9 protein-coding genes are annotated in these 15,864 nt (G+C 42.8%); 5 read left to right on the top strand and 4 right to left on the bottom strand.

Features of this window, described 5'->3' with window-relative positions; all coding sequences use genetic code 11:
* The first annotated feature begins 36 nt into the window (after window positions 1-36).
* The 3 genes from R2Q66_RS04865 (at window position 37) to rocD (ending at window position 6,302) form a co-directional block, all read left to right on the top strand.
* Complete coding sequence (locus tag R2Q66_RS04865) at window positions 37-3,210, top strand: TonB-dependent receptor (RefSeq protein ID WP_316746874.1); 3,174 nt, start codon at window positions 37-39, stop codon at window positions 3,208-3,210.
* 23 nt (window positions 3,211-3,233) lie between these two features.
* Window positions 3,234-4,904: a RagB/SusD family nutrient uptake outer membrane protein gene (locus R2Q66_RS04860; RefSeq protein WP_316746873.1), complete on the top strand. Its 1,671-nt coding sequence runs from the start codon at window positions 3,234-3,236 to the stop codon at window positions 4,902-4,904.
* A gap of 126 nt (window positions 4,905-5,030) precedes the next feature.
* A complete protein-coding gene (gene rocD / locus R2Q66_RS04855) occupies window positions 5,031-6,302 on the top strand; it encodes an ornithine--oxo-acid transaminase (RefSeq protein WP_316746872.1) in 1,272 nt (423 codons plus the stop codon).
* 112 nt (window positions 6,303-6,414) lie between these two features.
* Here rocD and dxs read toward each other — a convergent pair whose 3' ends face one another.
* The gene (gene dxs, locus R2Q66_RS04850; RefSeq protein ID WP_316746871.1) at window positions 6,415-8,343 is read right to left on the bottom strand and encodes a 1-deoxy-D-xylulose-5-phosphate synthase; all 1,929 of its coding nucleotides are present in this window, start codon (window positions 8,341-8,343) and stop codon (window positions 6,415-6,417) included.
* Between the two features lie 93 nt (window positions 8,344-8,436).
* Here dxs and glyA point away from each other — a divergent pair, with 93 nt between their 5' ends.
* Both glyA and R2Q66_RS04840 read left to right on the top strand, forming a co-directional pair.
* Window positions 8,437-9,708: a serine hydroxymethyltransferase gene (gene glyA / locus R2Q66_RS04845; RefSeq protein ID WP_316746870.1), complete on the top strand. Its 1,272-nt coding sequence runs from the start codon at window positions 8,437-8,439 to the stop codon at window positions 9,706-9,708.
* Window positions 9,709-9,726: 18 nt separating this feature from the next.
* Window positions 9,727-12,489, top strand: a complete 2,763-nt coding sequence (locus R2Q66_RS04840; RefSeq protein WP_316746869.1) for a PAS domain S-box protein — start codon at window positions 9,727-9,729, stop codon at window positions 12,487-12,489.
* A gap of 377 nt (window positions 12,490-12,866) precedes the next feature.
* Here the strand turns inward: R2Q66_RS04840 and R2Q66_RS04835 are convergent, their stop codons facing one another.
* The 3 genes from R2Q66_RS04835 to rluF form a co-directional block, all read right to left on the bottom strand.
* Window positions 12,867-13,565, bottom strand: a complete 699-nt coding sequence (locus R2Q66_RS04835; RefSeq protein ID WP_316746868.1) for a ComF family protein — start codon at window positions 13,563-13,565, stop codon at window positions 12,867-12,869.
* 46 nt (window positions 13,566-13,611) lie between these two features.
* On the bottom strand, window positions 13,612-14,661 hold the full coding sequence (gene rlmN, locus R2Q66_RS04830; protein WP_265843334.1) for a 23S rRNA (adenine(2503)-C(2))-methyltransferase RlmN: 1,050 nt from the start codon (window positions 14,659-14,661) through the stop codon (window positions 13,612-13,614).
* 101 nt (window positions 14,662-14,762) lie between these two features.
* Entirely contained in the window at window positions 14,763-15,827 is a 1,065-nt protein-coding gene (gene rluF / locus R2Q66_RS04825) for a 23S rRNA pseudouridine(2604) synthase RluF (protein WP_316746867.1), read from the bottom strand.
* Between the last annotated feature and the right edge of the window lie 37 nt (window positions 15,828-15,864).

Below are 15,864 nucleotides of genomic sequence, written 5' to 3'. Positions count from 1 at the left end.
TTGATTCAAATTACTTCTAAACAACCAAATTTTATAATGAAAAAACCTCTACTAATTAAAACCACAGGGATCTGGGTTTTAATGGCAGTTATGCTTCTGTTTGTGCAGGATGCGATGGCTGCGGTTAAGCCCCGGGCTCAACGAAGCAACTTGCGGACTAACCTTGCCGATATCGTTGTTAAAGGAACTGTTAAAGACAGTCAAGGCCCATTACCAGGCGTAACCGTAACTCTAAAATCAGCACCTGGACGTGGTACCAGTACTGATGCGAACGGAAACTACTCCATCAGCGTACCAGCAAATGGTATCCTGGTATTCAAAATGTTAAGTTATGCACCGCAGGAAGTTGCGGTAAACAACCAAACTCAAGTTAATGTAACTTTAGCTACAGAAGCCAGTGATCTGGATGAAGTAGTCGTAGTTGCCTATGGCAAACAGAAAAAATCCAGCTTAACTGGTGCTGTAGCCACGATCAGTCCAAAAACATTAGCAAACAGACCGGTTACTTCGGTTCAGAATGCCTTACAAGGTGTAACACCGGGATTAACAGTTTTACAACGCCCTGGCGATGTACAACGTGCTTCTGATGGAACATCAGCAGGTACTGGTTCAGTCTCTATTCGTGGTAGAAGCAGTCTTTCAGCTGGTTCAGGCCCAATGTATATCATCGACGGGATTCCGGCAACTGCTCAGGAATTTGCAACCCTAAACCCACTGGATATCTCTAATATGTCTGTTTTAAAAGATGCGGCTTCGGCTTCACTTTACGGATCAAGAGCAGCCAATGGTGTAATTGTAGTGACTACAAAGAGAGGAACCGGTGATAAAACAACCGTTCAGTTCAATGCAAACTACGGCTGGCAAACCGCTGCTTACCTTCCGGAATTTGTAAATTCTGCAGATTACGCTTTGTTATACAATGAAGCAATGGTTAACGGTGGTGGAAAAGCAAAATATACTTCAGAACAAGTAGAATTGTTCAGAAATGGAACACAGCCAGATCTTTATCCAAATACAGACTGGTATAAAGAAGCTTTAAGAAAAAGTGCACCACAACGTGATGTGAGTTTAAATATCAACTCACCTGGTAAAATTACCAGCACTTATCTGGGTGTAACTTACATGGATCAGGAATCTCTGGTTCCAGGTAAAAGCCAGGACCGTATGGTCGCTAAATTAAACACGGACAGTAAAATTGTTCCGGATTTATTGACCATCGGAACTAACATCTCTTTCATCAACCAAAACTATGACCGTACAGGAGGTAATTTATCCTTCACAGAATTGAGTCGTTCCCTGCCAATTACCGTGCTACGTCAGTCTAACGGTGCATGGGGATCCATGAGTGGTGGTGCAGAATCTGCTGGTGATGCAGGTCGTAACCAGGTGCGTATGCTGGAAGAGGGTGGAAAATCCTGGGATAAAGACAATTACCTGCAAACCGCGGTAAATGCAAGCTTAACGCCGCTACCTGGTCTTTCCATCAATGGTTTGGCTTCCTTAAAATACTTCAATAGTAACTCCCTGAGTTTTGTGAACACCATGAAACCTATTCTGGGTTTTGAGTCGAAGACGCCATTGGCTAAAACCGATGTAGTGATCAATGAGATGAAAGAATACTGGCGCAAGCGTCAGGAAGTCCTGATTCAGGGAACGGTAGATTACCAAAAAACTTTTGGCGATCACTTCGGTAAAATTATTGTAGGTGCGAGTCAGGAAAGCAACGTCAGCAGAAACGCATTTTTGGGTAGAAAAAACTTCCCTAATAATGACATGACGACTGTTGGTAGTGGTTCCAGTAACCCGGAAGACATGAGTAAAGATGACGATGGTGATGCCAACCGTACTTTACAAACGGAATGGGCTTTACGCTCTTTCTTTGGTCGTTTCAACTATGCTTACAAAGACAAATACCTGTTTGAAGCCAATGCAAGGATCGATTATTCTTCCCGTTTCCGCGAAGATGTTCGTCGTGCAGTTTTCCCTTCTTTCTCGGCCGGATGGTTGGTGAGTAAAGAAGCATTTATGCAGGATATCAAATGGATCAGCAGTCTGAAGCTTCGTGGATCTTATGGTTCATTAGGAAATCAGGATGTGGTAAAAGTAGGTAACTACTATAACCTGTTAGATATTGGTTATGAATATAGTTTCGAAGGTAACGCACAAACAGGTGTTGCTCAGAATGTGCTTTCAGATCCTTTAGCGACCTGGGAAAAGGTTTATATGACCGATTTTGGTATTGATGCAACCTTCTTTAACGGTAAATTAGACCTGGTAACAGATTACTATATCAAGGATACCAAAGATTTACTGGTTCGTATTCCCCGCCTGGCAACCATTGGTGTGGCTTTCGATAAATTGCCATTGTCTAACGGTGCTTCTACCAGAAACAAAGGTTTCGAGATTGGCTTAACTTATAACGACCAGATCGGTGAAGATTTCAAATTCAGCATCGGTGGTAACTTCTCCATCATCAAAAATACAATCACTTCATTAGGTACTGGTGACGATGCTTTTGATGGCAGATGGATTCAGCGTGTAGGTCAGTCGATCGGTTCTTATTACGGCTATACCGCAGATGGTTTGTTCGTAGATCAGGCTGATATTGACAACCATGCAACGCAGGAAATTGCGCCTAAACCAGGTGATATCAAATACAGAGATACCAATGGTGATGGTTATGTAACTGCAGCGGATCGTACCATTATTGGTAACGATGTACCCTGGTTAAACTACGGTTTCAACTTTAATGCCGCTTACAAAGGTTTTGATTTAGGCATCCTAACCTATGGTGTAGGTAATGTAGAAACCTATTTCTCTGAAGAAGCAGCTTATCCTTTCTTCAATGGTGCTGGTGTGAAAACCGCATGGGAGAACAGATGGACAGCTGAAAATCCAAATGCAAAGGCAGATTTTCCACGTATCCTGACTTCAAATGATGGTGCTCAGAATTACACGGTAACTTCTTCTTTCTGGTTATTTGATGCTTCTTATTTCAGAATCAGAGCCATTACTTTAGGTTATACCTTCAAACCGGAAGCGATTAAAAAATTAGGCATGAGCAATCTTAGAGTGTATGCAAGTGCAAACAATCCTTTCACTTTTATGGCTGATAAACGCCTGAAAGATTTTGATCCGGAAATGGCTTCTGGCCGCGCAGGATACCCTGGTATGAAAACCTGGTCGATTGGTTTAAGTGCAGCATTTTAATCGCTATGTTAAAATTTAAAATTATGAATAAAAGATCATCAATATATATACTTACAGGCTTGTTGACCCTTACGTCAATCACCGCCTGTCAAAAAGATTTCCTGGAAAGACCTCCATTGAATCAATTGTCGGAAGACACGTTCTGGAAGTCTGAAGAAGATGTTTACAAAGTTGTAAATGGCGTTTACTCCCAGTTGTCGAGCGAATCACCTCCTTTTATGGATGGTGCAACAGACAATGCTCAGGTTCAAAATGCCTGGGATAGTCCTTCTAATCCAATCTCTGCGGGTACAATCAATGCCAACAACGATGCAGGTTGGGGATTTAAAGATATCCGTCGTGCCAATTATTTCATGGAAAATGCGGACAGAGTAACTGTTATCGCACCGGCACTTTTGGAAAGATATAAAGCAGAAGTACGTTTTATCCGCGCCTACGCTTATTTCAACCTGATGAACTCCTTTGGAGATGTGCCTTTATTTACTAAGGTATTGGCTTTGGGCGAAGAAAATATCCCAAGAACACCAAGAAAACTTGTTCAGGAATTTATCTTATCGGAGCTGGAAGCTGTAGCAAAGGTTTTACCTAAAATATACAGTGGTGGAAAACCGAATGAAAAAGGAAGAATTACGCAAGGGGCAGCATTGGCTTTAATGGCACGTGTTTACCTGTATGATAGTCAGTTTCAACAGGCAGCTAACGTAGCCAGTACTGTCATGGGTATGAACTATGAGTTATTTACCACTACGGCTGAAGAAGAAAAAGACAAACTGGATGATTATTCGAAATATGTAGACTTTAAAGATGCGGATGATAAAGAAAACTTCCGTAAAGGTTTACGTAGCTATGAGCGTCTTTTCTATCAAAAGAATGAAGGTAATAAAGAAGTGATCCTGGATCGTCAGCACATCAAACAAAAAGACGGTAATTTCATGAATACTTATTTACTTCCTAATGATTTAGGAGGCTGGAGTTCTCTTGTGCCAACACAATCGATGGTGGATGCTTATGAAAATTACCAAACTGGTGAAGCAATCGTTCCTGTAGACGCGGCGCAACGTGCCGTATGGTATGCAAATGTGAAAGATTCAACAGCTTACGTGAAAGAATATAGAAATCGTGATCCTCGTTTCTACGCGACCATTCAGTTTCATGGTGCCGTATGGAATGCAGCAGTGAAGAAACCGCCATATTTCTACAACTCGAGATTAAATGGAAATAACTCTTCCAAATCAGGTTATAACTTCCGTAAACTGGTAGATCCTACAGTGATTGAAGAGCAGATCGACAACCACTCAAACATGATTCTTTTCCGTTTTGCAGAGATTCTGTTAACTTATGCAGAAGCTAAAAATGAAGTTTCAGGACCGGAACCAACCATTTATGATGCCCTGGATAAGATCAGAACCCGTTCAGGTATGCCAGTGGTAAACAGAACTAAATATGCTTCAAAAGAAGCGTTAAGGGAGTTTATCAGAGCAGAGCGTAGAGTAGAACTGGCTGTAGAAGGTCAGCGTTATATGGACATCAGAAGATGGAAAATTGCACCTGATGTGATGAAAACTTTATATGATGTAAGAAATGGTAAAATCCAGGACCGTACCTGGACTGATAAATTATACCTGATGCCGATCCCACAGATCGAAATCGATAAGTCAAAAGGGGTACTGGTTCAAACCCCTGGATATAACTAATCCAAACATTGTTCCGCAAAATAAATCAGCTGAAGGCCGTTTCCCCGCAAGGGGTAAACGGCCTTCTAAATTAAGGGCGAAAAATTATTATTACCTTAGCATCCTACCAAAAAGACATACTAAACCATGGGTATTACAGGAGAATTAAGTAAAGCGGAAACGCTGATAGAGAAAGAAAACAAATATGGTGCGCACAATTACCATCCTTTACCGGTGGTATTGGAAAGAGGAGAAGGGGTTTTCCTTTGGGACGTAGCAGGTAAAAAATATTACGACTTCCTTTCGGCATATTCTGCTGTGAATCAAGGTCATTGTCACCCAAGAATTATAGCCGCTTTAAAAACTCAGGCCGAAAAGCTAACCTTAACTTCCCGTGCTTTTTACAACGATAAATTAGGTGATTTCGAAGAATTCCTCTGCAAGCTGTTCGGTTTCGATAAAGCATTGATCATGAATTCTGGCGTAGAAGCAGTAGAAACGGCGATGAAGCTGTGTAGGAAATGGGCTTATGAGGTAAAAGGCGTTCCTGCTGGTCAGGCAACGATAGTTTTTGCCAATGGGAACTTCCACGGCAGAACGATTTCTGTGATTTCGGCCTCTGATGATGAAAGTGCAAGAAATAACTTCGGTCCATTTGTGGATGGAATCGCCCGTGTACCTTACAACAATGTGGATGCTTTTGAAGCATTATTGAAAGCGAATAAAAACATTGCGGGATTCATCGTAGAACCGATCCAGGGTGAAGCCGGGGTAGTGGTTCCGGATGCAGATTACCTGCCTCGTATTAAAGCACTTTGTAAGCAGTATAACGTTTTGTTTATTGTGGATGAAATCCAGAGCGGGATTGCCCGTACGGGAAGTATGCTGGCCTCTTATGAAGTAGATTCAGCAGATAAAACCAACCAGCCGGATATGATCATCCTGGGGAAAGCAATTTCCGGAGGTGTATTACCGGTTTCTGCGGTTTTAGCCAATGATGAAATTATGCTGACCATCAAACCAGGGGAACACGGTTCAACTTACGGTGGTAATCCACTGGCTTGTGCCGTAGCGCGCGAAGCGATGCAGGTTGTGCTGGATGAGAAACTGGCTGAAAATGCCGCTAGATTAGGCGAGGTATTAAGAGCCGGACTAGAGGATATGGCCAAAAGAATCGGCATCATCGAACTGGTTAGGGGAAAAGGACTCCTGAACGCGATCGTGATCTATTGTCCGGAAGAATCCAATATGGCCTGGGACATCTGTGTTAAATTTCAGGAGAACGGCTTATTAGCTAAACCGACTCAGGGAAATAAGATCCGTCTGGCACCGCCATTGGTGATTACCGAAGATCAGATTAAAGAATGTCTGGCGATCATTGAGAAATCATTACTGGAATTTGTTCAGAAACCTAATTAATGATCTCTAAATAGAAGATCATTAATAAAGCGATAAAGAAAAAGGCCTGCTCATTTTAAATGGGCAGGCCTTTTTGGTATATTATTGATCCTGATCCAGGAAAGTTATTCCGTTAAGAAGCTATTGTTGCGGTTGTTCTCCGCACAGCGTTTTTTTTTACCACGGTAATAATCCCCGCAGTATCATAACCGCACAGTGCCCATAATTCCTGTTGCTCACCATGGTCAATAAACTCGTCAGGGATACCCAAACGCGTTACATTAGCATTGTACTGGTGATCGGCCATAAACTCAAGCACAGCGCTTCCAAGACCGCCCTGAAGGCAACCATCTTCCACAGTGATCACGTTTTTATAGCGTTTAAATACATCATGCAATAAAGCTTCATCTATAGGTTTTACAAAACGCATGTCGTAGTGTGCCGGATGAATCCCTTCGCTGTTGAGTTCTTTACAAGCTGCAACGGCAAAATTACCGACATGACCGATGGTCAGTATCGCTACATCTTCCCCATCACATATTTTGCGGCCTTTACCGATTTCTAAAGCTTTAAAAGGACGTTTCCAGTCGGTTAACACCCCGTTTCCTCTCGGATAACGGATCGAAAACGGGCCTTGATTTTCCAGTTGAGCCGTATACATCAGATTTCTCAGCTCTTCTTCATTCATTGGCGCAGCAACCGTCATATTTGGAATACAACGCATGTACGCTAAATCGTAAGCACCATGGTGCGTAGCCCCGTCAGAACCCGCAAAACCTGCACGGTCTAAGCAGAACACCACATTCAGGTTTTGAATGGCCACATCGTGGATCACCTGATCATAGGCCCTTTGCATAAAGCTCGAATAGATGTTACAGAAAGGAACAAGTCCTTGTGTAGCCAATCCGGCAGAGAAAGTAACTGCATGTTGTTCAGCAATACCCACATCAAAAGCGCGGGTAGGCATGGCTTTCATCATGATGTTCATCGAAGAACCTGATGGCATTGCAGGCGTAATACCCACAATTTTTAAGTTCTCTTCCGCAAGTTCTACCAGGGTATGTCCGAAAACATCCTGATATTTTGGCGGCTGAGGCTTATCTACGACCGATTTCTTGATTTCACCGGTAATCTTATCGAATAAACCGGGTGCATGCCATTTGGTCTGGTCTTTTTCCGCTAAAGCGAAACCTTTTCCTTTTACTGTGACACAATGCAACAGTTTAGGGCCGGGAATGTCTTTTAAATCGCGGATTACCTGGGCCAAACGCACCACATCATGGCCGTCTACCGGACCAAAATACCTGAAGTTTAGCGATTCAAATAGATTGCTCTGGTTCAATAAGGTGCCTTTAATGCTTTTCTCAATTTTCTTCACAAACTTATGGGCATTTGGCCCCAGTTCAGAAAGCTTAATTAAAACATTTGAAATGTCATCGCGGAAGCGATTGTATGATTTTGAAGTGGTAATACTCGTTAAATATTCCTTTAAAGCACCCACGTTAGGATCAATCGACATACAGTTGTCGTTTAGGATCACCAACAGGTTGGAGTTCTCAATGCCCGCATGGTTTAAGCCTTCAAAAGCCAGACCGGCGGTCATCGCGCCATCGCCGATAACGGCAACGTGCTGACGGTCTTTTTCTCCTTTAATCTGAGAAGCAACAGCCATCCCTAATGCTGCGGAAATAGAAGTGGAAGAGTGGCCAACACCAAAGGTATCGTACTCACTTTCACTGATTTTAGGGAATCCGCTGATCCCGTTAAGGAGGCGGTTGGTATGAAATTTTGATTTTCTTCCGGTCAGGATTTTATGTCCGTAAGCCTGATGGCCAACGTCCCAGACCAGCTTGTCGTAAGGTGTATTTAAAACGTAATGTAAGGCTACAGTGAGTTCCACTACACCCAGACTTGCGCCAAAATGCCCCCCGTTTACACTCACTACGTCAATGATGTACTGACGCAATTCCTGACAAATTTGTTCGAGATCTTCTTCTTTATACTGCTTTAAATCAGCAGGATAATTTATGTTTGGTAATAATGGACGGGTGATATCTTCCATGCAGTGATTTATAGAATAGAACTACAAAGTAAGGTATTTTGTTACCAAACTAAGAAGGAAAATCGTTAATTTTACAAATTAATACTTCAATAAATGACTAGAGATACTTTAATTTTTGATTTGATTGACAGGGAATTGGACCGTCAGGAAAATGGCCTCGAGCTGATTGCTTCTGAAAATTTTGTGAGCAAACAAGTAATGGAAGCCGCAGGATCATGTTTAACAAATAAATATGCTGAAGGCCTTCCGGGAAAGAGATATTATGGCGGTTGCCAGGTAGTAGATGAGGTTGAAACCATCGCTATTGAGCGCGCAAAGAAGCTTTTTGGAGCAGAATGGGTGAATGTACAACCACACTCAGGAGCACAGGCTAACGCAGCAGTAATGCTTGCAGTGATCCAGCCGGGAGATAAAATCTTAGGATTTGACCTTTCTCATGGTGGACACTTAACACACGGTTCTCCGGTTAACTTTTCAGGAAAATTGTATCAGCCTTTGTTTTATGGAGTAAAGAAAGAAGATGGTTTAATCGACTATGCTAAACTGGAAGAAATCGCCTTAGCGGAACGTCCTAAGTTGATCATTTGTGGTGCTTCTGCTTACTCAAGAGAGTGGGATTATGCTTTTATCCGTAGTGTTGCTGATAAAATCGGTGCTTTAGTTTTAGCCGATATCTCTCACCCTGCTGGTATGATTGCACGTGGTTTATTAGCCAATCCACTTCCACATTGCCATATTGTAACGACAACTACGCACAAAACCCTTCGTGGTCCTCGTGGTGGTCTGATCATGATGGGAAAAGATTTCGAAAACCCATTCGGAATTAAAACGCCTAAAGGTGAAATCAGAATGATGTCTTCAGTTTTAGACATGGCTGTATTCCCTGGAACTCAAGGTGGTCCATTAGAACACATCATCGCTGCCAAAGCAATCGCTTTCGGTGAAGCACTAAGCGACGAGTATTTAACTTATATCACACAAGTAAAAGCTAATGCACAGGCAATGGCTAAAGCTTTTGTAGCAAGAGGTTACGGTATTATTTCTGGTGGTACAGACAACCATTTAATGCTGATTGACTTACGCAACAAAAATATAACTGGAAAAGCAGCGGAAAATGCGCTTGAAAAAGCAGATATTACCGTGAACAAAAATATGGTTCCTTTTGACGATAAATCACCTTTTGTAACTTCTGGAATTCGTGTAGGTACAGCTGCCATCACGAGCAGAGGTTTTAAAGAGGCAGAAATGGAAATCATTGTTGATCTGATTGATCAGGTAATTACGAATTCTGAGGATGAGAATAATTTAAGCGCGGTAAAAGAAAAAGTAATCAGCCTGGTAAGTCAGTTCCCTTTGTACAAATAAACGGGAATAACTTACTCCATGCTAACGAATAACCAGACTTCATCAACTCATGAAATGGAACGCTTGCGGGCGTTGCAGGATTACGATATATTGGATACTCCGCCAGAACAGGAATTCGATAATATCACCAAGCTGGCCAGCTTGATCTGCAACACCCCGGTAGCCGTCATTGCCTTAGTTGATGAAGACCGGTTATGGTTTAAATCTGTGTTGGGCTTCGATTTTAAAGAACTACCCAGAAATGTATCCTTTGCCGAACAGGTGATTCAATCGGATGAGGTGTTTGAAGTATGTGATGCAACGGCCGATGAACGTTTCAATAGTCACCCCTTCGTGATCAGCCAGACGCATCTGCGGTATTATGCCGGTGCCCCCTTAATCGATGAAAATGGTTACCGCTTAGGGACCCTCTGTGTCTTCGATCGTGTGCCTCAGCAAATGACGGAAGCGCAGAAAGAAGGATTGCTGATCCTCGCCAAAGAAGTCATTACCCACATTTCCCTCCGTAAAAAAGCAAGAGAGCTGACCCTTAAAAACCAGCGCTTCGAAGAACTGCTTAATATTTCTACCGTATCCCCCGAAATTCATTGTATCCTGGATGATAAAGGTGAATTGCTCTTTGTAAACAATGCCGTTACGGCTGTATTGGGTTATGAAGTGGAAGAAGCCATTGGCTTAACCGCCTGGATGCTCTGCTACAGAGAAGACATCAACAGGGTACTCAATGCCATAGAAGCCGGACTAACTGCGGGGACCAGGCAGTTTAATATTGACTGTAGGATTGTCACCAAAGACGGGTTAATCCGTTGGCTGAGTTGGACCATGGTCTGCAAAAACAGACGCTGGTACGCGTATGGAAGAGACATTACGGAGAATAAAAGAGTAGAAAATGAACTGATGAAACTCTCCTTCGTGGCGAGTAAAGTGAACAATGCCGTGGTGATCAATGATGCGGATAACCATGTGACCTGGGTAAATGCCGCTTTTGAAAAGATTACCGGATTTACACTGGATGATATCAAAGGAAAACGCCTCGGCGACCTGATCCAGGGCCCGGGAACGGATCTGGAACTGATAGAACAGGCCAGAGAGCTCACCAACAGACACCAGTCTTTCACGGTAGACCTTTTAGCTTACCGTAAAGACAAGCAACCAATCTGGTTGTCCATTTACAACACCGTCGTCTTTAACGACGATGGAAAGGTGGAAATAGAGGTAGAGATCATCCTCGACATTACCGAAAAGAAAAAAGCAGAAGAAGAATTACAATTGCTGTCCTTAGTGGCCAGTAAAACCGATACCGGAGTTAATATAGCCGATGGAGATGGGTATACCACCTGGATTAACCATTCTATGGAGAAACTAACCGGTTATACATTGAGCGAATTGCAAGGCCTCAGGTTAGGTGATATCCTGTCCAAAGATGAAGCTCAGAGAGAACTGATTGTGGCTTCCAGACAGAAAGCCAACAACAGGGAGTCTTATACCATAGAAGTACAGGCGAAAAAGAAATCCGGAGAACCGATCTGGCTATCCGTTTCCAATACGCCCATCGTAAACGAGAAAGGAAAAGTAGAACGCCAGATTGACCTGATCACTGATATTTCCCAACGGAAACAGGTAGAAAAGGAAATGGTGGAAGCCAAAGAACAGGCCTTACAACTCAGTGCGGCTAAAGAAATGTTCCTTTCCGTGATGAGCCATGAAATCAGAACACCACTCAATGCGGTGATCGGAATGGCACACCTCTTACTCGATAATGACCCTAAAGAATCGCAGTTACCAGATTTAAATCTCCTGCGTTTCTCTGCCGAAAACCTGTTGAACATCATCAATGACATCCTGGACCTGACCAAGATGGAAACCGGGAATGTGCAGCTCGAAACCATCCCTTTCAGCATCAAAGCTCTGGCTTCTGATGTCATCAAATCTTTGCAGATGAATGTGGTAGCCAGAAACAATAAGCTGGAACTGCACTGCGATGAAAAGATTCCGACCTACATTAAAGGAGATAAAACACGCCTGTATCAGGTGATGATGAACCTTTTAGGAAATGCGATTAAGTTTACGGAGGACGGTCAAATTATTCTGGAAATCAAACTGCTTTCCGAAGAAGAAGACCGTGTCTTGCTTTATTTTGAGGTAAGAGATACCGGAATTGGAATCGCACAGGAAAAACTAGCCTATATTTTCCAACCTTTTATTCAGGCCAGAACAGATATCTCCAGAAAATACGGAGGCACCGGACTTGGACTCACAATTACCAAAAAGATGCTGGAACTGTATGGTGCAGACATTCAGGTGGAAAGTGAAGAAGGGAAAGGAACAGTTTTTAGTTTCAGTATATCTTTTGAAAAGGCCAGCGATTACGTCCCTCAGGTGAAGGCATTCACAGAACCGGATATGTTTAGTGATAAACGTATTCTTTTAGTGGACGATAATGAGATCAATGCCTTAATTGCCAAACGTATCTTCGGTAAATGGGGATTAAGTCTGGACTTTGCCGTTACCGGTGAAGAAGCCCTGGAGAAAGTACGCGATAATGTGTACGACCTGATCTTTATGGATATTAAAATGCCGGGAATAGATGGCTTCGAAGCCACTACCCTCATCAGGGCAATGGATGGCGATTATTATAGAAATGTGCCTATCCTTGCTTTAACCGCTTCTACCTTACACGATGAACACAATAAGTTTGCGGAGTCTGGTATGAACGGACACATCTTAAAGCCCTTTAAACCGGAAGATATGAGAAATATTCTCTCCGAGTACCTGAGCTAAAAAACAGGGGCAAAATCAACGACTTTCTGGAAATAATCAAGGGATAAAAGCGGAATTATTAGAAATGATAAAGGGCCGATATTCCACAGAAGTGAAGGTATCGACCCTTAAATTAACGCTCTCAAGGTCAAAGTAAAGGAATATATTTGAATAATCAAAATGTTTTTAGATTTATTTGTAAATATTGTTGAATTATCTTGAAAAGGCCTTAGGTACAGGCTTTAAGGAGCAATTGGAGGGCTTTGGAAACCTTCTTTTTGATTAGACAGTAAGAGGCCGGCATCCTGTATGAGGTGTGCCGGCCTTTACCATCTTAAATTAACGCTCTCACCTATATAAACGACTGACGGCACGTATTGTTTTACCGGAGAAAGATTTTATTTTACAAAGGCCAAAGTGGCAATACTGATCTTCTGCGGCCTTGATTTTAGCAGGGTTAGTGCACAAGCCTCCAGGGTTGCGCCTGTAGTGAGCACATCATCAATCAACAGGATATGCGTGTTTTCGAGTTCTTCGGCATGTTGTAGTTCAAAAGCAGTTGCCATATTTTCGAAACGCAGCAACCGGCCTTTGCGGGTCTGGGTATCGGTTGCGGCGCTGCGGAAAAGATGGCGGTTGCTCACCGGGACGCCCAATACCTGCGCAATGCCAGTGGCAATATAATCGCTTTGGTTATAGCCGCGTGCTGCGGCTCGTTTAAGGTGCAGGGGTACCGGAATCAGGAAATCCAGCCCCTTGTACTGCGGAGCCTGCAATAGACGTTCTCCGAGTAGCATACCCAGCTTTAGTCCAAGCTCCGGATGGTTCCCGTATTTTAAGTGGTGGATGAGTAGTCTGGTGGCATTTCCGCGTTTAAAAAAAAGCATGGCCATGGCCGCTTCCAGGGGGATGCGTCCCCAGAATTGTTTGGCGACGAGGTTTTCCGGATCCAGATGGTGATCGGTAAAGGGTAAACTTTCCAGACAGCTGGTACAAATATCAGCTTCGCCGGAAATTAAGGGTAGGGCACAACCATAACAGGCCATCGGAAATAGCAGTTGCAGGAGGTCATGAAGTTTAGGAAGGGAAAAAGACATGGGCTAATCTATGCGGATTAGCCCATGTCTGGTTGGAATACGGAATTTAGTTTTGCTCTTTTACGGCAAGCTGTCCGCAGGCGGCATCAATATCTTTACCTCTGCTTCTTCTGATGTTGGTATTTACGCCCTGATTTTTCAGGTACGTAGAGAAAGCATCAATCTTATCGCCTTCGGCATTCAGGAAGTCTGCAAACTGAATCGGGTTGTACTCGATTAAGTTTACTTTACAAGGTACGTGTTTACAGAATTTGGCCAGTTCCATTGCATCTTCAATTTCATCATTGAAATTGTTGAATACAATGTATTCGTAAGTAACCGGGTTCTTTGTTTTAGAGAAATAGTATTTTAAAGCTTCTTCCAGTGCTTTCAACGAGTTTTGCTCATTGATCGGCATGATTTCATTTCTTTTCTTGTCATTTGCCGCATGCAGCGAAATGGCCAGGTTAAATTTAACCCCGTCATCGCCTAGTTTCTTGATCATTTTGGCAATACCAGCAGTAGAAACTGTAATACGTTTGTACGACATGTTCAATCCGTCTGGTGCCGTAATACGGTCAATAGACTTCAATACATTGGCGTAGTTTAGTAAGGGCTCACCCATACCCATATATACGATATTCGTTAAAGGGGCATTGTAGTTTTTCTTTGCCTGCTGATCAATCAAAACCACCTGGTCATAGATTTCATCCGCATTCAGGTTACGTTTACGGTCCATATATCCTGTAGCACAGAATTTACAGGTTAAACTGCAACCTACCTGAGAACTCACACAAGCGGTCATACGTTCTTCCATCGGAATCAGTACGCCTTCCACAATATTCCCGTCATAGAGTCTGAACGAACTTTTGATGGTCTGGTCATTACTAAACTGGGAGTTATTTACTTCAACTACATTGATCGCATAGTTTTCATCGAGTTTCTTTCTAAGGTCTTTAGAGAGGTTACTCATTTCCTCAAATGAGCGCGCAGATTTCTCCCATAGCCATTGGTAAACCTGTTTGGCACGGTAAGAAGGTTCCTGCATGTTAATAAAGTGTTGTTGCAGCTGAGGAAGGTCCAGTGAACGTATGTCTGTTTTTTTTGTAGTAAGCATTTGATGCAAAGTTACCTAAAAAAAGAATAAGCCAGCAAAAATTGATTTTGCTGGCTTAAAATGTATGGAATTACTGCCTTAATATGACAGTCAAATTATGTTTAACGCTTTGGTCCTCTGCTTTTTCCAGGTGCACCCGAGTTTCCTCTTGAAGGTCTTACTGGTCTTTTGCTTGGTCCGTTACTCTTGTTCCAATCGGTAGTTGCAGAAGCACTACGGTATGGCGTGCTGGCTTTTTTATCCGCTCCACGTTTGCCCGAAGCCGATCTTGGTCTGTCTTCAGATTCTGATCTTGGTCCGGCCGATCTTGCGCCGCCAGCTCTAGGTGAACCCGGTCTTGGTGGGCCACCAGGTCTGCCTGAAGAGAATTTTCTCGGAGCAGGTGCTGCTTCAAAGTCTTCTGTTACAGCTTTCTTTGCTTTTTTCGCTGCTGATGCGGCTTCTAAAGAACTTGATTTGGCAACAAGGTTGAAAATCTCTGTTTGCTCTGCTGGAGTAAGTTCTCTCCATTCGCCAACAGGAATACCTTTTAAAGTAACATTCATGATTCTGGTACGTTCCAGTTTGGTTACCTCAAATCCGAAATGCTCACACATTCTTCTGATCTGACGGTTTAAACCTTGAACAAGCACAATCTTGAAAGTAAAAGTACTTTCTTTAACTACTTTACACTTTTTGGTCATCATGCCCAATACAGGAACACCTTTGCCCATTCCAGTGATAAATAACTCCGTAATTGGTTTGTTAACCGTTACGATGTATTCTTTTTCATGGTTATTACCAGCACGAAGGATCTTGTTTACAATATCTCCGTTATTGGTCAGGAAAATTAATCCTTGTGAATCTTTGTCCAGACGGCCAATCGGGAAAACCCGTTCGCTATGGTTTACATGATCCACCATATTGCTTTTTACGCCAGCTTCAGTAGTACTGGTAATGCCAACTGGTTTATTATAGGCAATTAAGATAGAGTTTTCAACTTCTTTTGGCTCAATGGTCTGGCCATTCACCGTAACGATATCCCCGAATAATACCTGGTCGCCTACCTTGGCTTTCCGGCCATTGATAAATACATTTCCTTGTTCTATGTATCTGTCTGCAGCTCTTCGAGAGCACAGACCGCTCTCACTAATGTATTTATTTAATCGGGTGGTAGAATCAGACATGGGTATGGGTATAAATTGTTTCAGTTTACAAAGAAAT

Source organism: Pedobacter gandavensis, from assembly GCF_032677645.1.
GTDB lineage: Bacteria > Bacteroidota > Bacteroidia > Sphingobacteriales > Sphingobacteriaceae > Pedobacter > Pedobacter gandavensis_A.
Note: the sequence above shows the minus strand (reverse complement) of the source record. Positions and strands in the feature narration are given on the sequence as shown.